This window comes from Novosphingobium sp. P6W (genome assembly GCF_000876675.2).
Taxonomy (GTDB): domain Bacteria; phylum Pseudomonadota; class Alphaproteobacteria; order Sphingomonadales; family Sphingomonadaceae; genus Novosphingobium.
In genome coordinates this window covers 2,408,663-2,427,952 of the sequence record NZ_CP030352.1, presented here as the reverse complement: position 1 = coordinate 2,427,952, position 19,290 = coordinate 2,408,663, and the positions used below count along the sequence as shown (strand labels likewise).

Annotated in this window: 18 protein-coding genes; 12 read left to right on the top strand and 6 right to left on the bottom strand. The window is 64.9% G+C overall.

Going from position 1 to position 19,290, the window contains the following annotated elements; all coding sequences use genetic code 11:
- Positions 1 to 83: 83 nt before the first annotated feature.
- From TQ38_RS11715 to TQ38_RS11705, 3 genes are all read left to right on the top strand, one after another.
- Positions 84 to 671 (top strand): DUF308 domain-containing protein, encoded by a 588-nt coding sequence (locus TQ38_RS11715; protein ID WP_043980544.1) that lies wholly within the window; start codon positions 84 to 86, stop codon positions 669 to 671.
- Positions 672 to 741: 70 nt separating this feature from the next.
- Positions 742 to 1,143: a BlaI/MecI/CopY family transcriptional regulator gene (locus tag TQ38_RS11710; RefSeq protein WP_043980542.1), complete on the top strand. Its 402-nt coding sequence runs from the start codon at positions 742 to 744 to the stop codon at positions 1,141 to 1,143.
- Positions 1,140 to 2,849, top strand: coding sequence for a M56 family metallopeptidase (locus TQ38_RS11705; RefSeq protein WP_043980540.1), 1,710 nt, complete (start codon positions 1,140 to 1,142; stop codon positions 2,847 to 2,849). Before TQ38_RS11710 ends, TQ38_RS11705 begins: the two co-directional genes overlap by 4 nt.
- 47 nt (positions 2,850 to 2,896) lie before the next feature.
- Here the strand turns inward: TQ38_RS11705 and TQ38_RS11700 are convergent, their stop codons facing one another.
- From TQ38_RS11700 to TQ38_RS11685, 4 genes are all read right to left on the bottom strand, one after another.
- On the bottom strand, positions 2,897 to 3,247 hold the full coding sequence (locus TQ38_RS11700) for a PilZ domain-containing protein (protein WP_043980538.1): 351 nt from the start codon (positions 3,245 to 3,247) through the stop codon (positions 2,897 to 2,899).
- An 83-nt stretch (positions 3,248 to 3,330) separates the two neighbouring features.
- Positions 3,331 to 4,050 (bottom strand): SDR family NAD(P)-dependent oxidoreductase, encoded by a 720-nt coding sequence (locus TQ38_RS11695; RefSeq protein ID WP_043980536.1) that lies wholly within the window; start codon positions 4,048 to 4,050, stop codon positions 3,331 to 3,333.
- Positions 4,047 to 5,495, bottom strand: coding sequence for an amidophosphoribosyltransferase (gene purF / locus TQ38_RS11690; RefSeq protein WP_043980534.1), 1,449 nt, complete (start codon positions 5,493 to 5,495; stop codon positions 4,047 to 4,049). Before purF ends, TQ38_RS11695 begins: the two co-directional genes overlap by 4 nt.
- A gap of 161 nt (positions 5,496 to 5,656) precedes the next feature.
- A complete protein-coding gene (locus TQ38_RS11685; protein WP_043980532.1) occupies positions 5,657 to 6,058 on the bottom strand; it encodes a hypothetical protein in 402 nt (133 codons plus the stop codon).
- Between the two features lie 170 nt (positions 6,059 to 6,228).
- Between TQ38_RS11685 and TQ38_RS11680 the strand changes: the two genes are divergently transcribed.
- The 7 genes from TQ38_RS11680 (at position 6,229) to TQ38_RS11650 (ending at position 16,097) form a co-directional block, all read left to right on the top strand.
- The gene (locus tag TQ38_RS11680; RefSeq protein WP_043980529.1) at positions 6,229 to 7,470 is read left to right on the top strand and encodes a lipoprotein-releasing ABC transporter permease subunit; all 1,242 of its coding nucleotides are present in this window, start codon (positions 6,229 to 6,231) and stop codon (positions 7,468 to 7,470) included.
- Entirely contained in the window at positions 7,463 to 8,161 is a 699-nt protein-coding gene (locus tag TQ38_RS11675; protein WP_043980527.1) for an ABC transporter ATP-binding protein, read from the top strand. Before TQ38_RS11680 ends, TQ38_RS11675 begins: the two co-directional genes overlap by 8 nt.
- A gap of 98 nt (positions 8,162 to 8,259) precedes the next feature.
- Positions 8,260 to 8,544 (top strand): hypothetical protein, encoded by a 285-nt coding sequence (locus tag TQ38_RS11670; protein ID WP_043980518.1) that lies wholly within the window; start codon positions 8,260 to 8,262, stop codon positions 8,542 to 8,544.
- Positions 8,544 to 9,047, top strand: coding sequence for a glutathione peroxidase (locus TQ38_RS11665; RefSeq protein WP_043980516.1), 504 nt, complete (start codon positions 8,544 to 8,546; stop codon positions 9,045 to 9,047). Before TQ38_RS11670 ends, TQ38_RS11665 begins: the two co-directional genes overlap by 1 nt.
- A 116-nt stretch (positions 9,048 to 9,163) precedes the next feature.
- Positions 9,164 to 10,570 (top strand): carboxylesterase/lipase family protein, encoded by a 1,407-nt coding sequence (locus TQ38_RS11660; protein ID WP_043980514.1) that lies wholly within the window; start codon positions 9,164 to 9,166, stop codon positions 10,568 to 10,570.
- 102 nt (positions 10,571 to 10,672) lie between these two features.
- A complete protein-coding gene (gene dnaE / locus TQ38_RS11655) occupies positions 10,673 to 14,275 on the top strand; it encodes a DNA polymerase III subunit alpha (RefSeq protein ID WP_043980512.1) in 3,603 nt (1,200 codons plus the stop codon).
- 226 nt (positions 14,276 to 14,501) lie between these two features.
- On the top strand, positions 14,502 to 16,097 hold the full coding sequence (locus TQ38_RS11650; protein WP_043980510.1) for a long-chain fatty acid--CoA ligase: 1,596 nt from the start codon (positions 14,502 to 14,504) through the stop codon (positions 16,095 to 16,097).
- Positions 16,098 to 16,106: 9 nt separating this feature from the next.
- Here TQ38_RS11650 and TQ38_RS11645 read toward each other — a convergent pair whose 3' ends face one another.
- Positions 16,107 to 16,379: a hypothetical protein gene (locus TQ38_RS11645; RefSeq protein ID WP_043980509.1), complete on the bottom strand. Its 273-nt coding sequence runs from the start codon at positions 16,377 to 16,379 to the stop codon at positions 16,107 to 16,109.
- A 99-nt stretch (positions 16,380 to 16,478) separates the two neighbouring features.
- Complete coding sequence (locus TQ38_RS11640) at positions 16,479 to 17,549, bottom strand: PA0069 family radical SAM protein (RefSeq protein WP_043980508.1); 1,071 nt, start codon at positions 17,547 to 17,549, stop codon at positions 16,479 to 16,481.
- A gap of 98 nt (positions 17,550 to 17,647) precedes the next feature.
- Between TQ38_RS11640 and TQ38_RS11635 the strand changes: the two genes are divergently transcribed.
- Together TQ38_RS11635 and TQ38_RS11630 are read left to right on the top strand one after the other, a co-directional pair.
- On the top strand, positions 17,648 to 18,256 hold the full coding sequence (locus TQ38_RS11635) for a TetR/AcrR family transcriptional regulator (RefSeq protein ID WP_043980507.1): 609 nt from the start codon (positions 17,648 to 17,650) through the stop codon (positions 18,254 to 18,256).
- Between the two features lie 139 nt (positions 18,257 to 18,395).
- Positions 18,396 to 19,238, top strand: coding sequence for a TauD/TfdA family dioxygenase (locus TQ38_RS11630; RefSeq protein ID WP_043980506.1), 843 nt, complete (start codon positions 18,396 to 18,398; stop codon positions 19,236 to 19,238).
- Positions 19,239 to 19,290 lie beyond the last annotated feature (52 nt).

Below are 19,290 nucleotides of genomic sequence, written 5' to 3'. Positions count from 1 at the left end.
GGTTTGCCTGATCGAGATCAAGCAGGAACTGGCGGCAGTTCCATGCATTTGTGGGGGTAATTCGCCGCAAAGGAACTTCGCCGATGGAACGCACCAAGCTCGACCCGCTGCTCGACCCTCATGTGGAGAGCGACCCACTGGTCCGCTCGATGAACCGTGCTCCCGGCAATCCCTGGGGCTGGATCATGGGCTACGGCGTGCTGCTGCTGCTTGTGGCGCTGATCGTGCTGGTCAATCCGCTGGTTGCAGGCGTCGCCACCGGGCTGCTGCTGGGCGTCGTGCTGGTGGTCTACGGAGTGGCGGCCATCGCGGCGGGGTGGACTACGCTTTCCACCCGCGCGCGCTGGACCGAAATCCTGCTTGGCGCGCTGGCGCTGCTGGCCGGCATCTTCGCGATCGTCGACCCGGTGGCGGGGGCATTGTCGCTGGTTTGGGCGATCGGCGTGTGGCTGGTGATCGCCGGCGCTTTCCAGATCGCGTTCGCCCTCAAGGCCCTGCATGACCGTGGCTGGCGGCTGTTCATGGGCGTGCTGGACGTGGTGCTGGGCCTTGTCCTGCTGTTCTCCGGCCCGGTTGCGGGGCTGGCTTTTCTGGCAATGGTCGTCGCGATCAGCCTCACCGTGCGCGCCGTTTTCCTGATCCAGCTGAGCCTCGCGCTCAAGAAAGCCTGAGCTGCGACATTCACCCGGCGTTCATGTTTACAGACGTAGTCGATTACGTGTGTAAACGATGGAGGCCGGGATGTCGGACAAGTCTGGCGAAGGGGCTGGCGAACAGCCCGAGAGGATTTCCGAAGCCGAACATGCGGTGATGGAGGCGCTGTGGCAGCGCAGCCCGCTCACCGCGCAGGAAGTGTGCGAGGAAGTCTGCGGACCGCGCGGCTGGAGCCTTGCCACGGTCAAGACGCTGCTGTCGCGCCTCGTGGTGAAGCAGGCGGTCGGCACCGAGCCGGACGGCAAGCGCTTCCTCTATACCCCCCGCATCGCGCGCTCCGACTATGTCGGCACTGAAAGCCGCCGCTTGGTGGACCGCCTGTTCGGCGGCCGGGCGGCACCGCTTTTTGCGCATCTTGCGCAAAGCGAAGCACTCACCGAAGATGACATCACCGAGATCGAAGCCCTGCTGAGGGAGCTGAAGTCATGATCGAATGGCTGACCGATACGCTCATTGCCACTGGCGCGCTGATGGCGCTGGTGCTTGCCGCCCGCGGGCCGGTGGCGCGCTGGTTCGGACCCGGCGCGGCTTATGCGCTTTGGGCGCTGCCGATGATCCGGCTGGTGCTGCCGCCGCTGGCCCTGCCGCGCGGGTTGCTGCCCCGGATCGAGTTCGGGGTGGAGCCGCTGACGGCGTCGGCCGCCGGCCTGCATGCCGCGATCCCCATCGAAGCTGCCGGAATTGACGCGATGCCGGCGGCTACCGCTATACCTGCGGCGCAGCTTGCAGCCGCCGCCGAGCCGAGCCTGCTGGCGCAAGTGCCGTGGATGACGCTGGCTCTGGCCGTCTGGCTGGGCGGTGCGGCGCTTTTCCTGCTCTGGCGCACGGTCACGTATCGCTGGATGCGCCGTGACCTGCTGGAGGGTTCGCGTCTGGTCGCCCGTTCCGGCGCGGTGCGGATTGTCGAAAGCCCGGCGATCACCGCGCCGCTGGCCTTCGGCGTGTTCGACAAGGTGGTGGCGCTGCCGATGGACTTCCTTGCGGACGAGGATTCCGAGACGTCCGACTTCGCCATCGCGCATGAGATGGAGCATCACGCGGGCGGCGATCTGCTGGCGCTGATCGCGATGCAGCCGCTATTCGCGCTGCACTGGTTCAATCCGCTTGGTTGGGCAGGCTGGCGCGCCGTGCGCTCAGATCAGGAGGCAGCCTGCGATGCGCGGGTCATGCTGGGCCGCAGCCGCGAGGAACGCGCGCGGTATGGCCGCCTGATCGCCTCTCTGGCAGGAGGGGACCGGCTCGGACTTGCCGCGCCGATGGCCGGGTCGCTTTCGGGTGAGAAGCCGATCATCCATCGTCTGAAAGCACTGGCCCGCAAGGACGTGACGCCTGCGCGGCGGGTGCTGGCGCGCAGCCTCTTCGCTCTTGCGATCGTCGCCGTGCCGGCAACCGCAACGGTCAGCTACGCCGCGATGGAAGAGGCCGATGTGCCTGAAGTTCCGGCGGTGCCGGCAGCTCCGGCAGCGCCTGCGGTATCGTATTCCTCCGATGCGGAAATGCGCGCCGATGCGCAGGCTCCCCAAGCTCCGCAGGCCCCCGATGTTCCCGAAGTACCGGACGCACCCGCAGCGCCGCAGTGGGCGGATGGCGCAGGCGCGGTGCCTCCCGCACCCCCGTCTCCGCCTATGCCTCCTGTTCCCGGCGCGGCCCCTGTCCCGCCGGCGCCGCCTGCACCAATGTCGCTCAGAAACGCCATGTCGCAGGACCAGGCTCGCCGAGCCGCTGATGCTGACCGCCGGGCGTCAGATGCCGAGCGCCGCGCCGCCGGTGCAATGGCCCGCGCGCCGCAGGTGGAGGAAAGGGTATCGAGCGATGGCAAGCGCCGCACCATCAGCATCGTGCGCAGCGACGCGTCCGGCGCGGGGAAGGTCATCCGGCAGATGATCCTGGACGAGGACTGCCCGGCGGACAGCAACCGCCGCCAGGCGCGCGGCGAGGCCAATGGCACTTCGGCGAGTGTGGTGATCTGCACGGGCGAACCCAAGGCTGCGAAGCAGGCAGCGGTGACTGCGATTCGCAGTGCGCGGGCGTCCATCGCTTCAAACCGCGATCTCGATACGCAGGTGCGGGCGGAAATCCTGTCGGACCTGGACCGCGAACTGGCCGATGCGATGAAGGAAGCGCGCGGTAGCTGACCGGCGACGACCAAGGGCGCCCGCGAAAGGAGCCTGTCGTCGCTAGCTCAGAAGTTCCGGTTATTGCGGTTGTCGCCGTTCCAGCGGGAAAGGATGCTCTCCAGCTCCATCGGGTGGAGCAGGTGGTCGAACGCGCAGCCGACAAGGCCGTTGTCCCACCATACGACTTTGGCAGTGACGGTATCCATGCCGGGCAGGGTCAGCCAGCAGATCGTGCGGGGCGCAACGCGGGTCATCGCGGTTGCGGAGAAGCCCGACAGCGAAAGATCGCGCACCGCCGTCTGGAAACCCTTGGAGCCAGACGGTCTGAGCGATGCGGGTATGGAGATGCGCAGGCGCGGCGCGCTGCGATCTTCCTGGGCGGCGGCCTCGTATAGTTGCTGCTGGGTGTGGACCATGGCGACCTCGCGCTTTTTAGGCACGGTGCGCATTTTCCGCACCGATTCGTCACCATGTGTCCCAGCTTGGGATTACTATCGACTTACGCAGTCTGGTTAACGGTTTCCCGGTGACCTGTCGCAAAGTCCTCATTCAGCAGCGAAACCAGCCGGTCAGCCACCACTTCTGGGGGCTTTACCGAGGCCGGTGCCTCGCCCGGATAAGCCCGCGCGCGCATGGCGGTGCGGGTGGCGCCGGGGTTAACGATGGCGACGCGGATCTTCGAAACCTTGGCGGTTTCCTGCGCGTAGCAGTCCAGCAGAACCTCGAAGGCGGCCTTGGTCGCGCCGTAAGCGCCCCAATAGGCACGCGGCGCCTGCGCGACCGTGGTGGTCATGCCAATGACGCGGGCGTTGCCGCTTTTTTTCAGCAGCGGGTCGAAATTGGCGAACAGCGCCTGGGTGGCGAGGACATTGGTGGTCAGCGCCTTGTTGAAGGCGCGCTGGTCGATGTCCGCCACGCTGGTCAGCTCGGGCAGGATCGCGGCGTTGATGACCATGATGTCGAGCTTGCCCCAGCGCTGCGACAGCGCCGTGGCAAGGCGGGCGATGCCGTCCGGCTCGACCAGGTCGACCGGCGCGATCGTGGCCGAACCGCCGGCCTGGAAGATCGCATCCTCGACCGCTTCGAGCGCCTTGGTGTCGCGCCCGGTCAGCACGACGTGCGCGCCCTGCGCAGCGAGCGCGGCGGCGGTGGCGGCGCCGATGCCCCGGCTGGCGCCGGTTACCAGCGCGACCTGTCCCTCGAATGCCTTTTCGCTCACGCTGCGTTTAGCTCCGCAGGGAAACGGTCGGTGAAGTCGGTCAGCTTGGTCGGGTATTCGCCGGTGAAGCAGGCATCGCAGAACTGCGGGCACTTGGTGGCGCGCTTTTCCTCGCCGACCGCGCGGTACAGACCGTCGATCGAGACGAAGGCGAGGCTGTCGGCCTTGATGAAATCGGCCATGGCGGCCGTGTCCATCGTGGCGGCCAGCAGCTTCGAACGCTCGGGCGTGTCGACGCCATAGAAGCAAGAATGCTCGGTCGGCGGGCTGGCGATGCGCATGTGCACTTCGGCCGCGCCGGCATCGCGCATCATCTCGACGATCTTCTTCGAGGTGGTGCCGCGCACGATCGAATCGTCGATCAGGACGATCCGCTTGCCTTCCACGACGGCGCGGTTGGCGTTGTGCTTGCGCTTCACGTCGGCATGGCGGGCAGCGTCACCCGGCTGGATGAAGGTGCGGCCTACGTAGTGCGAGCGGATGATGCCCAGTTCGAACGGAATGCCCGATTCCTGCGCATAGCCGATGGCAGCGGGAACGCCGCTGTCGGGCACCGGGATGACCACGTCGGCTTCCGCGAAGGCTTCCTTGGCCAGCTCGACGCCGATCTGCTTGCGGACTTGATAGACCGAAAGGCCGTCCATCACCGAATCGGGGCGCGAGAAGTAGACGTGTTCGAAGATGCAGGGGCGCGGGGCCGGATCGCCGAAGGGGCGGTGGCTGGAGATCGTGCCCTTGTGATCGACCTGGACGAGTTCGCCCGGCTCTATCGAGCGGATGAACTCGGCGCCGACGATGTCGAACGCGACGGTTTCGGAGGCGAATACGGTGGCGTCGCCGATGCGGCCCATCACCAGCGGGCGGATGCCCAGCGGATCGCGGCAGGCGATCATGCCTTCCGGGGTCATGCAGATCAGCGAGTAGGCGCCCTCCACCATGCGCAGCGCATCGACGAAGCGGTCGAGCAGGGTGGGGTAGCGGCTGGTCGCGACGAGGTGAATGATGACTTCGGTGTCGGACGTCGACTGGAAGATCGACCCCTTGGACACGAGGTCATGCTTCAGCGTCATCGCGTTGGAAATATTGCCGTTATGCGCGATGGCGAAGCCGCCCGCGGCAAGGTCGGCGAACAGCGGCTGGACGTTGCGCAGGCCCGATCCGCCGGTCGTGGCGTAGCGAACGTGGCCCGAGGCCATGTTGCCGGGCAGGGTGTCCAGTTCCTTCTGGGTGAACACCTGCGCCACGTGGCCGATGCCCCGGTGCGAGTGGAACTCGTTCCCTGAGAAGCTGGTGATGCCCACCGCCTCCTGGCCGCGATGCTGAAGGGAATGGAGACCTGCCGCAGTGATCGCAGCGGCTTCCCTGGCACCGATAACACCGAAGATGCCGCACTCTTCGCGCAGCTTGTCCCCGTCCGAATCGAGAAAGGGATGAGTAATGTTCATGGATGTATGTCCAGCCCGCTGGCGCGTCAAAACGTCCGCGCATTTGGCTGTGATTGTCGGCAAAAGCAAGGGGGAAGGGGCAAGGCTTGCAGTGCGCCGCACGAACTGGGGCTTTCCAGGGCCTTATACATGACGCCGTGATGACAGCCGGGTGGCTTTGTCTAGCGGCTTTCCGCCGTACCGCGATGATAGCTGCTGGCCGATTCTGCATCCTGGACGTCATAGGCGAACCACGCGGCCGCGCCGTGATCGTAGACCTGCACGAGGCCGTCCGTCACCTGCGCCTCATAGAAGCCCGACGAACCCCGGTCGTATCCTTTGACGGTGCTGCCATCGCTCTCGAAGGACACGAAAGTTTGGTCGCCGTCGTCGTGCAGTTCGGGAAGGGTGCCCCCGAACTTCACGCCGCGGTCGCCGTCGAAGCCCTGCAACTGCTTGCCCCTGAATTCCGCGGCGATAAGCAGATCCTGTTTGGCCGTGTGATCGTAGAGACCTGCAACCTTCCTGCCGGTGATGAAAGCGAAGGTGGCGGCGGCGATCAATGCGCGAGTATGGGAATGCATCGCTGTATCTGGCACCCGGGCGAACCCGAGATCAAGCAGTCTTTGCAGTCATTACGGCGTCTTTCCTGCGTTTCGCCGGGAACCATTTGCCCGCCCACAGCTTGCCAGCGCGCATCCATCATCCTAATGCCGCCATACCCCTTTACCGATCACAGACGGACCCCGCGCTCTTGATCCTATCCCCTTTCGAATGGACCATCGCCAAGCGCTACATGCTGCCTGGCAAGGGCGAGCGCTTCATTGCGCTGGTCGCCGGCATAAGCCTTGTCGCGGTGGCGCTGGGCGTCGCCGCGCTGGTGATCGTCATGAGCGTGATGAACGGTTTCCGCGCGGAACTGTTCGACAAGATCGTCAATCTCAACGGCCATGCCATCATCCAGGCTTACGGTGGCCGGCTTGATAACTGGGAAGGCGTGCTCAAGGATGTGCGCGCCACCAAGGGCGTGGTCAGAGCCTCGCCTTTGATCGAGCAGCCGCTACTCGCCAGCTTCAACGGCCGGGTCGAGGCGATCCTGGTACGCGGCAACACCGTTGAGGACATCGAACGCATCCAAGACAAGGTGAAGGCCGGGTCTCTGGCCGAACTCAAGCCTGGCGGCGATAATGTGGCCATCGGCAAGCAGCTGGCCCAGAACCTTGGTGCCCAAGTCGGCGACGTGATCACCATTATCAATCCGCAGGGGCGTTCCACGCCTTTCGGAACGGTGCCGCGCCAGATCGCTTACCGCGTGTCCGCGATTTTCGAGATCGGCATCTATGATTACGACAACGCCTTCGTCGTGATGCCGATGAAGGACGCGCAGACCCTGCTGCTGACCGGGGACTCGATTGGCACTATCGAGGTCACCACCAACGATCCCGACAATGTCGGCACGATCCTCGGCCCCCTGACGCGCCAGCTACAGGGCCGAGCCGTTGTCACCGACTGGAAGACCATCAACGCATCGCTGTTCGAGGCGCTGGCGGTGGAGCGGGTCGCGATGTTCGTGGTGCTTTCGATCATCGTGCTGGTGGCGGTGTTCAATATCCTGTCCTCGCTCATCATGCTGGTGCGCGCCAAGACGCGCGATATCGCGATCCTGCGCACGATGGGGGCCACGCGGCGCTCGCTGCTCAAGGTGTTCGTCACCGCCGGCTTCTGCATCGGCGCGATGGGCACGGTGCTGGGGCTGGGGCTGGGCTTCGTGTTCCTCTATTTCCGCCAGCCCATCGTGCATTTGGTCGAGATCGTCACGGGCCAGAACCTGTGGGACCCCTCGATCCGCTTCCTGACCGAGCTGCCCTCGCGCTCCGACCCTGTCGAGATCGTCTCGATCTGCGGTATGGCGCTGGTGTTCAGCTTCCTTGCCACGCTCTACCCGGCCTACAGGGCGGCGAGCACCGATCCCGTGCAGGTGCTGCGTTATGAGTGAAACCATCCCCGCTTCGACTTCCGCGCCGGTCGTGCGCCTCACCGACGTCACCCGCAGCTTCGAGCAGGGCGGGGTGCGCATCGACGTGCTGCGCGGCGTCGACCTGACGGTGCGCCCCGGCGAGATCGTCGGCCTGCTAGGCCCCTCCGGCTCGGGCAAGTCGACCATGCTGCAGGCGATCGGCCTGCTGGAAGGCGGCTTCGGCGGCAGGATCGAGATTGCCGGCATCGACGCCAGCAAGCTGGGCAAGGACCAGCGCGCTGCCGTGCGCCGCGATCACATCGGCTTCGTCTACCAGTTCCACCACCTGCTGCCCGATTTCAACGCGATCGAGAATGTCGTGTTGCCGCAGCTCATCACCGGCAAGCCCCGGCCCGAGTGCGACGAACGCGCACGCGAACTGCTCACCGCGCTGGGCCTGGGAGAGCGTCTGGAGCACCGTCCCAGCAAGCTGTCCGGCGGCGAACAGCAGCGCGTCGCGGTGGCGCGCGCCTTGGCTAACCGCCCGCATCTGGTGCTGGCGGACGAACCTACCGGCAACCTCGACGAAGCGACCGCCGACAAGGTCTTCGCCCAGTTCCTCGCGCTGGTGCGGGGCGAGGGCAGCGCTGCGCTTGTCGCCACCCACAACGAACGGCTGGCCGCAGCAATGGACCGCGTGGTCCGCTTGCATGACGGTGTGCTGACATAAAGCGCTACGCAGTATTGTGGAGGAACCAGCGTTGAACTCGGGATTTTCTGTTCCCACATCGAGTGTGTCAGTTTGAACAGAAAAGAAGGTCAGCGCCCATGAGCGACACCCCCTCCACCATTCAGGCAAGCACCGGCACGGGGCCCGCAAAGGGTTTCGGCTGGGAAGATTCCGCCGAGCTTCACAAGTGCGAGGATGGCGGCGGCCTGTTCCACCGGTTCAAGACCATCCGGCGCGGCACGGTGGCTGAACTGATCCGTTTCGTCCTTGGAATGCCGGAAGACCGCCAGGACGATTACGCCATCCAGAAGGACGGCGACCACACCATGCGCATCGGCGAGATTCGCAGGTTGTCGCGCCGCGCCGACTTTCCGCTGGCGTGATGGACGCGGGCGTGAAGCCAAGTCCGGCCACCATCGCCGATTTCACCGCCGTCCTCCCGAATGGCGAGACGGTGAGCCTTACCGATCGCCTCGGCAAGGTGGTGCTGGTGGTCAACACCGCCAGCAAGTGCGGCTTCACCCCGCAGTATAGCGGGCTGGAGGAGCTTTGGCAGCAGTACGGCGAGCGCGGGTTCGAGGTGATGGCTTTTCCGTGCAACCAGTTCGGCGGGCAGGAGCCGGGCGAGAGCGACGAGATCGCCGCGTTCTGCGAGGTCAACTTCGGCTTGTCGTTCCCGCTGATGGGCAAGGTCGAAGTCAACGGGCCGGGCACTGCGCCGCTCTACGAATGGCTGAAGACGCAGGCGCCCGGACTGCTGGGGTCGAAGTCGATCAAGTGGAACTTCACAAAGTTCCTCATCGACCGCGAAGGCAAGGTGGTCCGCCGCTATGCGCCCACTGACAAGCCGGCCTCTATGACCGGCGATATCGAGGCGCTGCTCTAGCGTATCTTGCGCTGGCAGCGTTTCCGCCTGCGTCAGTTCCGCAAGGGATTGATACAGCGGCGGTTTCGGTTGATCCACGGCGCTGTTCCGTTTCCTTCCTCGGAGTTGCCATCAAGATGCAGCGTCTGCGTTTCTCCTCCTCCGCGCTTGTCCTGATCGCGCTCGCCTCTGCGGCCTGCGCGCCGGTGCTGGCGAAAGACCCCATCGCCGAGACGAAGACCGGCAAAGTCTCCGGCGTCAGCGAGGAAGGCGTCGTCAGCTGGAAGGGCATCCCCTTCGCCGCGCCGCCAGTGGGCGAACTGCGCTGGCGGGCGCCGCAGCCTGCCGCTGCGTGGCAGGACGTGCGCCCGGCTACTGCCTATGGGCACGACTGCATGCAGAAACCGTTCCCCAGCGACGCAGCGCCGCTTGGCACCCCGCCTGCCGAGGACTGCCTCTACCTCAACGTCTGGAAGCCCGAAGGCGCCAAGGGCAAGCTGCCCGTGGTGCTGTGGATCTACGGCGGCGGCTTTGTTAACGGCGGGTCCTCGCCGCCGACCTATTCGGGCGCGGAGCTGGCCCGAAAAGGCGTGATGGTGGTAAGCTTCAATTACCGCATCGGCCGTTTCGGCACTTTCGCCCATCCGCAGCTCGCCGCGCGCAATGCCGATGGCGGACTGCTGGGCAACTACGGCACGCTTGACCAGGTCGCCGCGCTGAAATGGGTGCACGACAATATCGCGGCCTTCGGCGGCGATCCCGGCAACGTTACCCTGACCGGTGAGAGCGCGGGCGGTTTCTCGGTGCACATGCTGATGACCTCGCCCCTGGCCAAGGGCCTGTTTCACCGCGCGGTCATCATGTCCGGCGGCAACGGCGACATGCTGGGCAAGGGCGACATGGCCGAGGCCGAGAAGACCGGCGTGGCTTTCGCCGCCACCAAGGGCATCGCGGCGGACGATCCCAAAGCGCTGGACAAGCTGCGCGCGCTCAGCGCCGAGCAAGTGGTCGACGGGCTGAACATGGCGGGGCTGTTCGCTTCTCCGCGCCCGCCGTTCTCGTCGCCCTTCGCGGACGGCCGCATCGCGGTGGACATGCGCAAGGCCTATGCGCAGGGCCGGTTCACCAAGGTGCCGGTCATGGTGGGCGCGACCAGCGCCGATATGGGGGGCCCCGACGGCGTCATGATAAAGGGCGCGCGCGACGTTGCCGGAGCGCTGACCAGGGCGGGCGTGCCGGTCTATGCCTATCGTTTCTCCTACGTCGCTGCCTCGACCAAGGCGCAGGGGGCGGGCCATGCCACCGACATTCCGTTCTTTTTCGACACCCAGGCGGTCAAATATGCGGACGGGATCACCGCGATGGATAACCACATGGGCAAGATGATGAGCGACGCGTTGGTGGCCTTCGCGAAGAAGGGCGACCCGAACGGCGGCGCACTGCCGGCATGGCCGCGCTACGACCCCGGCAAGGACGTCATCATGGACTTCGCCGCCGATGGCGAAGCTCGCGCCGGCCGCGATCCGCTCACCCTGAAGCGCTGAAACGCAGAAGGCGCGCCAAATTGAGGGACGGGCGGGGCTATCCCCCGCCTTTTCCCAGGCGCGGCCTTGATCGCCTATGGGTGCAGTGCCTAAATTCGGGCGATGGCTCATTCTCCCTTCGTACCGCTTCGCATCTTCTCCAGCTTCACCATGCTGGACGGCGCGATCGAGCCGAAGGCGATCGCCAAGTTGGCCAAGGAGCGCAAGTTCCCCGCCGCCGCGATCTGCGATCGTAACGGCCTTTACGGCGCCCCGATCTTCGCAGGGGCAGCCAAGAGCGCGGGCGTGCAGCCCATCGTCGGCACCTTCCTCGCCGTGGCCCGGCCCGGTGCGGCGGTGCAAGGCCAGGATTTCCCGATCGACTGGCTGGCCCTGCTTGCCCAGAACGAGGCGGGATGGCTCAACCTGTGCCACCATGTCAGCCGCGCCCACCTTGCCCGCCCGCTGGAGCTTGACCCCCACGTCCAGCTCGAATCGCTGCGGGGCTACACCGACGGGTTGATTTGCCTGTCCGGCGGCAACGAAGGCGCGCTGGCGCGGCTTTTCGCGCGCGGCAAATACGACGCTGCGGAAAGCTACTGCGACACGCTGCAATCGCTGTTCGGCGACCGTCTCTACATCGAGATCACCCGCACGGGTGAGCCTGAGGAGGACGAGAGCGAGGAGGAACTGATCGCGCTCGCCTACAGCCGCGATATCCCGCTGGTCGCCTCCAACCCGGCGCAGTACCCGGAAAAGACCTTCCACGCCGCGCATGACGCGCTGCTGTGCATTGCCAACTCCACCCAGATCGACGCCGAAGATCGCCCGCGCTCCTCGTCCGAGCGCTGGGTAAAGCCGATGCCGGTCATGCAGGAACTGTTCGCGGACCTGCCCGAGGCGCTGGCCAATACCCTCGTCGTTGCGCAGCGCTGCGCTTATGCACCGCCCAAGCGCAAACCGCTGCTGCCCAGCCTCGCCGGTGACCGCGAAGGCGAGGCGCGGATGCTCGCCGACGATTCGCGCCTTGGCCTTGCGTCGCGTCTCGCGCCGTACTGGCCGGATGTCACCGTCGACGAACTCGACGAGGCCATGGCCCTCAAGGGCGACGACCGCCGCGCCGCTTACGAAGCCTTGCGCGAAAAAGGCGTCACCGAAGACTTCCTCGAATACGCCGACCGCCTCGATTTCGAGGTTGGCATCATCGTCGGCATGGGCTTTCCCGGCTACTTCCTGATCGTTGCCGACTTCATCAAGTGGTCGAACGAAAATGGCATTCCCGTGGGTCCGGGGCGTGGTTCGGGCGCTGGTTCGCTGGTGGCATGGGCCTTGACCATCACCGGCCTCGACCCGCTCAAGCTGGGCCTGCTGTTCGAACGCTTCCTGAACCCGGAACGCGTGTCGATGCCTGACTTCGACATCGACTTCTGCGAAACCCGGCGCGGCGAAGTCATCCGCTACGTCCAGGCCAAGTACGGCGAGGACCACGTCGCCCAGATCATCACTTTCGGTAAGATGAAGGCCCGCGCGGTTTTGCGCGATTGCGGGCGCATCCTGCAGATGGGCTACGGCAAGGTCGACAGCTTGTGCAAGATGGTGCCCAACCATCCGACCGACCCTTGGACGCTGACCGAGACGATCAACGGGCGAAAGCAGCACGGCGTCACCAAGGACGGCCCGGTGCCGGAATTCCGCCGCGAATATGATAACGACGCCGAAGTGCGGCGGCTGGTCGATCTGGCGGTGCAGTTGGAAGGCCTGCCGCGCAACTCCTCCACCCACGCGGCGGGCGTCGTCATCGGCGACCGTCCGCTGGCGCAATTGGTGCCGCTCTACCGCGATCCGCGTTCCGACATGCCGGTGACCCAGTTCGACATGAAATATGTCGAGGACACGGGCCTCGTCAAATTCGACTTCCTCGGCCTCAAGACGCTTTCGGTGCTGCACAAGGCGGGCGAACTGCTGCAGCGGCGCGGGATCACCATCAACCTGGCGACCCTGGGCTGGGACGATCCCGCGGTGTACGAACTGCTCAAGCGCGGTGACACCGTGGGCGTGTTCCAGCTGGAATCGGAAGGCATGCGCCGCACGCTGTCAGCCGTGAAGCCGACCAACTTCGGCGACATCATCGCGCTCGTCTCGCTCTACCGTCCCGGTCCGATGGACAACATCCCGCTGTTCGGACAGCGCAAGAACGGCCTCGCCGCGATCGAGTATCCGCACGAAAAGCTCTCGGTGATCCTGGGCGAGACGTACGGGATTTTCGTTTATCAGGAACAGGTCATGCAGGCCGCGCAGATCCTGGCCGGCTACTCGCTGGGCGACGCCGACCTTCTGCGCCGCGCCATGGGCAAGAAGGTCCAGGCCGAAATGGACGCCCAGCGCATGCGCTTCGTCGAAGGCTGCAAGCGGGAATCCGACATCGAGGCGGCCAAGGCCAACGAACTGTTCGACTTGATCGACAAGTTCGCCGGCTACGGCTTCAACAAGTCGCACGCCGCCGCCTACGCGCTGCTCGCTTATCACACCGCCTGGTTCAAGGCGCACTATCCGCACGAATTCTACGCCGCGGCCATGTGCTTCGACATGCACCAGTCGGAAAAGCTGGCGATCTTCGTCGACGATGCGCGCCGCAACGGCATCGAACTGGCCCCGCCCGACATCAACCGCTCGGAAGCCGAATTCATCGTCGAGGAAACCGCCGAAAGCCACGCGGTGCGCTATGCCCTGGCAGGCATCCGCAACGTCGGCGAAAAGGCGATGGACGCCATCGTCGCAGAGCGTGAAGCCAATGGCCCCTTCGTCAGCCTGGATGATGTGTTCCGCCGCGCACCTGCCGGATCGATGAACCGCCGCCAGCTTGAAAGCCTCGGCGCGGCGGGCGGTTTCGATGCGCTGGAGCCGAACCGGGCCAAGGTCCTCGCCAACGCGGACACCCTGCTGGCGGAGGCGGACCGCTCCTCGCGCGAACGCAATTCCACGCAGGCCGCGCTGTTCGGCGGCGATGACCATGCCGAGCAGGGCCTGCGCCTCGTCGACGCGGAACCGTGGAGCCGCATCGAACAGATGGCGAAGGAGCGTGAGAATTTCGGCTTCTATTTCGCCGCCCACCCGGTCGAGCAGTACCGCGTGGTCGCCACCGGCAACGGCGCGCGGACGTACTCCAGCCTGATGGCGGGCGGCGGCGGGGGCGGACGTACCGGCGCGGTCATGGCCGCGATGGTGGAGAGCGTGCAGAGGCGCAAGACCAAGCGCGGCAAGGACTTCGTCATGGCCGACTTCTCCGACCAGTCGGGCAATTTCTCTGCCTCGTGCTTTGAGGAAAGCCTGGTCGAGAACTTCGTGAAGTGGGCCAAGGAAGGCACCTGCATCCTGCTTCAGGTCGAACTGGATTCGCCCAGCGTGGACGAGCCTCCGCGCGTTACCATTCGCGGCGGGCGTCCTCTGGCCGAAGTGAAGGCGGATGCGCGCATGTTGCTGAAGCTGGATATCGATCGGGTAGAGGCGGTGCAGGAACTTGCCCTGCTGATGCGCCCCGGCCCCAAGGGCAGCGGCGAGGTGATCGCCACCCTGCATTTGGGCAATGGCCGCGAGCAGAAGGTGCGCCTCGGCCGCGACTTCGCGCTGGACGGCGACTTTGCCGAGCAATTGCAGAGCGTGGCCGGCATTTCGGGCATCGAACTGACCGCGCGGCGAGGGCCGGAAAAGGTGCCGATGGCGGCCTGACGGCGGTACGCCGCGCCTCGCTTTCTCCTCCGCGAATGCAATGAACCGGTCCGTTTGCACATTGTAAGGGTACGGCGCTCGCGATCACCGAAATGAGAATTGCTTATCACCGAAAACGGGCTTTTCCGTTTGGCTCGGCTTGGCACCGTCTTGTCCTTATTTTACAATTTCTTTTGCTTTTTTAGTGCACAAGTCCCCGCAATTGCCGCGACGGGAGAGCGCTTCGATGTTGGGTGGTATGCAGGATTGGGAACTGCGCGTCTCCGGCCTGATCGATCACGCCGCGCGGGCTCATCCTGGGCGGGAGATCGTCAGCCGATGGGCGGATGGCACCCAGACACTAACCAACTGGCATGACCTGCGCTTCGATGCGCTGCGCATGGTGCAGGCGCTGCGGCGGCTGGATATCTACCCGGGCGCGCGTGTCGCCACTCTGGCGATGAACCATGCGCGCCATCTCGCCAGCTGGTTTGGCATCACCGGTTCTGGCTGCGTGCTGCACACCATCAACCCGCGCCTGTTCGACGACCAGCTCGAATATATCGTCAACCACGCGGGCGACCGGGTGCTGATCTACGACATCCAGTTCCAGCGCATCGTCGAGCGAATGCGCGCGCGCTGGCCCACGATCGAGCATTACATATGCTTCGACGATGCCCGCCACGCCGTCAGTTTCACTGACTGGATCGCGGTAGAGGACGGCGATGCCGTATGGGGCGCCGGCGACGAGCGGGCGCCGTGTATGCTGTGCTACACCAGCGGCACGACCGGCGATCCCAAGGGCGTGCTTTATTCGCACCGCTCGAACGTGCTGCACACGCTGGCGATGATCCAACCCGCATGCCTGGCGATCGAACCGCGCTCCTGCGTGCTGCCGGTGGTGCCGATGTTCCACGCCAACAACTGGGGCTTGCCCTGGGCCTGCGCCGCGACAGGCGCGAAGATGGTCTATAGCCAGGTCAACGAGCCGAGCGTCCTGTGCGATCTGATCGCGGACGAGAAGGTCACGCATGTGGGCGGCGTTCCCACCGTCTGGTTTGCGATGTTCGAGCATCTCGACAGAACCGGACGCACGATGCCGCCGTTTCGGTTGGCGCTCTCGGGCGGTTCGGCTGTGCCATCCAGCGTGGTCGAGCGGTTGATGCGTGCCGGTGTACGCGTGGTGCAGGCCTGGGGCATGACCGAAACTTCGCCCATTGCCACTGTCACTTACGAACCGCCCGAATGGGACGACATGACATTCGAACAACAGGTCGAATGCAAGAGCCGCCAGGGCCGCCCGGTCTACGGCAGCGAAGTGCGCGTGATGTCGCTGACCGATCCCAGATTCGAAGCCGCGCACGACGGCGAGACGAGCGGACCGCTACAAGTGCGCGGCCCATGGACGATCAAACGCTACTTCGAGGCAGAGGAGGACGCTGCCGGCTCCGGCGACTGGTTCGATACCGGCGATGTCGCGGCGATCTCGTCCGATGGCACGGTGCGGCTGACCGATCGGACCAAGGACCTCATCAAGTCGGGCGGCGAGTGGATCAGTTCGGTCGAATTGGAAAACGCAGCCATCGGCCATCCCGACGTGCTGGAGGCGGCAGCGATCGGGATATTCCACCCCCGCTGGGACGAGCGCCCGGTGCTGGTGGTCGTGAAGAAACCGGACGCGGCGCTTTCGGCGGAGGCGCTGCGCGCGTATCTTGCGACCCGCGTTGCGAAATGGTGGGTGCCCGACGCGATCGAATTCGTCGCGCAGTTGCCCCACACCGGCACCGGCAAGATCAGCAAGAAGGACCTGCGCCTCCAGTTCCGCGATTATCGCCTGGACTGATCCACCACCTTACTTGTTGGTGTTCACCGCGTTCTCGGCGGCATTGCCGACCTTGGTGGCGGCATTGCCGACATCGCTCGCCGCTTCGGCGATGGCGTTGTCACGGACGCTTTCGCTTGAGGTCTTGCTGAAGAGATAGATCCCGCCCACGACGACGACGAGCAGGATCAGCGCCATGATGATACCGATCCCGCTGCTGGAGCGCGGTGCTTCATGGATGATCGTGGTATGCGTAGCGGGGGCTTCCGCCTGGCGCGCGGTTTCGAAGGTTTCGTCGGCCATATCTGGGCTCCTGTCCGTTATCTCATTGCCAACGGAACGCGCGTGCGGCGATGCGGTTGCAAACGAACAGACGTGGGGTATCGCGGTAACAGCGCAGCGTCACAGGAGCGAAAGTTGACCGTCCAGCGCCGGGCGGCGAAACTGCGCACAGTCCAGCACGTTTCCGGGCCCGGTGATGCCAAGCCGCGTGGCGGCGAGGCGGAAGCGGCTGCGGAACAGTTCGGCCCAGACGCCCTTGGGTTTCATGCGGGTGAAGAAATCGGGATCGTTGTCGCGTCCGCCGCGCATCGAGCGGATCGTTGCCATGACCTTGTCGGCGCGGCTTGGGAAATGGGCTGTCAGCCATTCGCGGAACAGGGGCGCGACCTCATGCGGCAGGCGGACCATGATCCACGTCGCGGCATGGATGCCGCGCGCCGCCGATTCTTCCAGGATCGCTTCCATGAAACTGTCGGTGATCGCCGGGATCACCGGCGCAACCGAAACATGCGCAGGGACGCCCGCTTCGGCCAGCCGCCCCAGCGCCGCCATGCGCTTGGCCGGGGATGAGGCGCGCGGTTCCAGCAATTGCGAGAGCTTGGGATCGAGGCTGGTCACCGAAATGCCCACGCTGACCAGATTGCGCTGGGCCAGTTCCACCAGCAGGTCGAGGTCGCGCAGCACCCGGTCGGACTTGGTTGTGATCGTCACCGGGTGGCGCGTTTCAAGGCACAGTTCGAGTACCTCGCGGGTGATGCGGTAGGTGTTTTCGATCGGCTGGTAAGGGTCGGTATTGGTGCCCATCGCGATCGGCGCGGGGTTGTAGCCACGCTTGGCCAAGGTTTCGCGCAGCAGTCTGGCGGCGGCGGGCTTGGCGAACAGTTTTGTTTCGAAATCGAGGCCGGGGGAGAGATCGTGATAGGCGTGGCTGGGCCGGGCGAAGCAGTAAATGCAGCCGTGTTCACATCCGCGATAAGCGTTGACCGAGCGGCCGAACGGTATGTCGGGGGACTTGTTGAACGAGAGAATCGAACGCGGATGTTCCTCGGTCACGGTGGTTGCTGGATGGCGGGCAGGGCCGTCGACGGCCTCGGCGTCGTCGAGCCAGTCGCCGTCCGCTTCGCGCGCGTGAAGGTTGAAGCGCGCGCTTGCCGCTCCCGTAACCGCGCCTCTGCCCTTGATTGCGTCCATGAGTCGAGATTGAACAAAAAGGGAACAAATGTCAATCGGTCCTTCGCGGTTGATCTTGCATTCTCCCGCCCCTAGGCCGACCCGCGAAGGGAATTACAATGGCAGGCGCAGCGCGCAGGGTCGGAGCAGAGACGTCCGCGACGCGGGCGCTTATCGTCGAGGCGACTAACCAGTTGATCCGGGACGAGGGCTATGCCTCGGTCAGCACCCGCCGGGTGGCCGCGCACGCCGGGCTCAAGCCCTCGCTGGTGCATTACTATTTCCCGACCACTGACGACCTGCTGGTCGAAGTCTCGCGGCTTGGCGCGGCGCAGAGCGACCGGATGATCGAGGAAGCGCTGGCGTCCGAAGATCCGCTGCGGGCGCTCTGGAAGTTCTTCGTGGACACCAGTCGCACCGCCATGGCGCTCGAATTCATGGCGATGGCCAACCACCGCCCCGCCGTGCGCGACTATATGGCGCAGCACAGCGAGGAAATGCGGGCGCGTCAGGTCGACATTTTCAAGCGCATCCTGGGCGACCGGATCGACCGTCTCGAAGGTTTCGACGCGGCGGGCCTCAGCCTCATTCTGGCCGGGATCGGCCGGGCCATCGTGATGGAGGAGGGGCTGGGCGTAAGCACCGGCCACGCCGAGGCCACGCGTATCGTCGAGATGTGGCTGGAAAAGCTGGCATCCGCCGGGGACCGACCTGGCACGAAAGACTGATCCGGTCCGCCGCACCCGGCTGACATACCGCATCGGCGCTGACTTGGTCTTGCCGGGCCAGTCCGCTTGACGCTTGCGGAGCTTTGGGCGCAGACGCGGTAACAGCGTTCTCGCAGCCTAAACTTCGGGAGATATCATCATGTCGGTCGCAACTACGACTGAGTTCAAGGTCGAACACGTCAAGCCGAAGATCGGCAGCCGTATCCTCAATTCCAAGGAAGAGCTGCTGTCCGGCGAATTCGCCGCCCTGATCCGGGAGGAACTGGAAGCGCGCGGGGTGCTGGTCTTCCCGCAGATCAACTTCTCCGACGAGGAGCAGATCGCTTTCACCAAGACGCTCGGCGAATATGCCTCGGAAAATGCTGACGGTTCGCCGTCCAAGATCACGCTCGACGTGAAGGAAAACCCCAGCAGCGCTGAATATCTCAAGGGTTCGCTCTACTGGCACATCGACGGCACCCGCAACGAAGTGCCGATCCTGGCCTCGCTGCTTTCGTGCAAGGTGCCCAGTCCCAAGGGAACGGGGAACACCGGCTTCTCGAACACCTACGCTGCCTACGACGCGCTCTCGGATGAGGACAAGGCGCGCTATGACGACATGCGCGTATTGCACGGGCCCTGGGCCTCGCTGTTCTACTATGAGGCCGAGCCCAGCCTGGCGAAGCTGAAGATCATGCAGAGCATCGGCGAGAAAGTGCTGCCGCTGGTGTGGAAGCATGCCTCGGGCCGCAAGTCGCTGGTGCTGGGGTGCACATGCCATCATGTGATCGACGTCGATTACGGCGAGAGTGCCCGGATCATTCACGGCCTGCGCGAATGGGCGACCAGCCCGGACTTCACTTACAGCCACGAGTGGTCGGTGGGTGATCTGGTGATCTGGGACAACACCGGGACCATGCACCGCGCCGAGGCCTACGATCCGGACTGCGGGCGCATGATGCACCGCACCAAGCTGGAAGGCGAGGAAGCCTGGGCCGAGTGAGGGCTGCTACTTCTCCGAGACACGTTCGGAGGAGGAAGCAAGGTCAGTAAAA

Bases quoted from the DNA above. Each gene is read 5' to 3' on its own strand.
- TQ38_RS11665 (WP_043980516.1), top strand. From the start codon at position 8,544: ATGGACGCGGGCGTGAAGCCAAGTCCGGCCACCATCGCCGATTTCACC.
- TQ38_RS11700 (WP_043980538.1), bottom strand. From the start codon at position 3,247: ATGGTCCACACCCAGCAGCAACTATACGAGGCCGCCGCCCAGGAAGAT.
- TQ38_RS11660 (WP_043980514.1), top strand. From the start codon at position 9,164: ATGCAGCGTCTGCGTTTCTCCTCCTCCGCGCTTGTCCTGATCGCGCTC.
- dnaE (WP_043980512.1), top strand. From the start codon at position 10,673: ATGGCTCATTCTCCCTTCGTACCGCTTCGCATCTTCTCCAGCTTCACC.
- TQ38_RS11715 (WP_043980544.1), top strand. From the start codon at position 84: ATGGAACGCACCAAGCTCGACCCGCTGCTCGACCCTCATGTGGAGAGC.
- TQ38_RS11710 (WP_043980542.1), top strand. From the start codon at position 742: ATGTCGGACAAGTCTGGCGAAGGGGCTGGCGAACAGCCCGAGAGGATT.
- TQ38_RS11640 (WP_043980508.1), bottom strand. From the start codon at position 17,549: ATGGACGCAATCAAGGGCAGAGGCGCGGTTACGGGAGCGGCAAGCGCG.
- TQ38_RS11685 (WP_043980532.1), bottom strand. From the start codon at position 6,058: ATGCATTCCCATACTCGCGCATTGATCGCCGCCGCCACCTTCGCTTTC.
- TQ38_RS11635 (WP_043980507.1), top strand. From the start codon at position 17,648: ATGGCAGGCGCAGCGCGCAGGGTCGGAGCAGAGACGTCCGCGACGCGG.
- TQ38_RS11670 (WP_043980518.1), top strand. From the start codon at position 8,260: ATGAGCGACACCCCCTCCACCATTCAGGCAAGCACCGGCACGGGGCCC.
- TQ38_RS11705 (WP_043980540.1), top strand. From the start codon at position 1,140: ATGATCGAATGGCTGACCGATACGCTCATTGCCACTGGCGCGCTGATG.
- purF (WP_043980534.1), bottom strand. From the start codon at position 5,495: ATGAACATTACTCATCCCTTTCTCGATTCGGACGGGGACAAGCTGCGC.
- TQ38_RS11650 (WP_043980510.1), top strand. From the start codon at position 14,502: ATGTTGGGTGGTATGCAGGATTGGGAACTGCGCGTCTCCGGCCTGATC.
- TQ38_RS11630 (WP_043980506.1), top strand. From the start codon at position 18,396: ATGTCGGTCGCAACTACGACTGAGTTCAAGGTCGAACACGTCAAGCCG.
- TQ38_RS11645 (WP_043980509.1), bottom strand. From the start codon at position 16,379: ATGGCCGACGAAACCTTCGAAACCGCGCGCCAGGCGGAAGCCCCCGCT.
- TQ38_RS11675 (WP_043980527.1), top strand. From the start codon at position 7,463: ATGAGTGAAACCATCCCCGCTTCGACTTCCGCGCCGGTCGTGCGCCTC.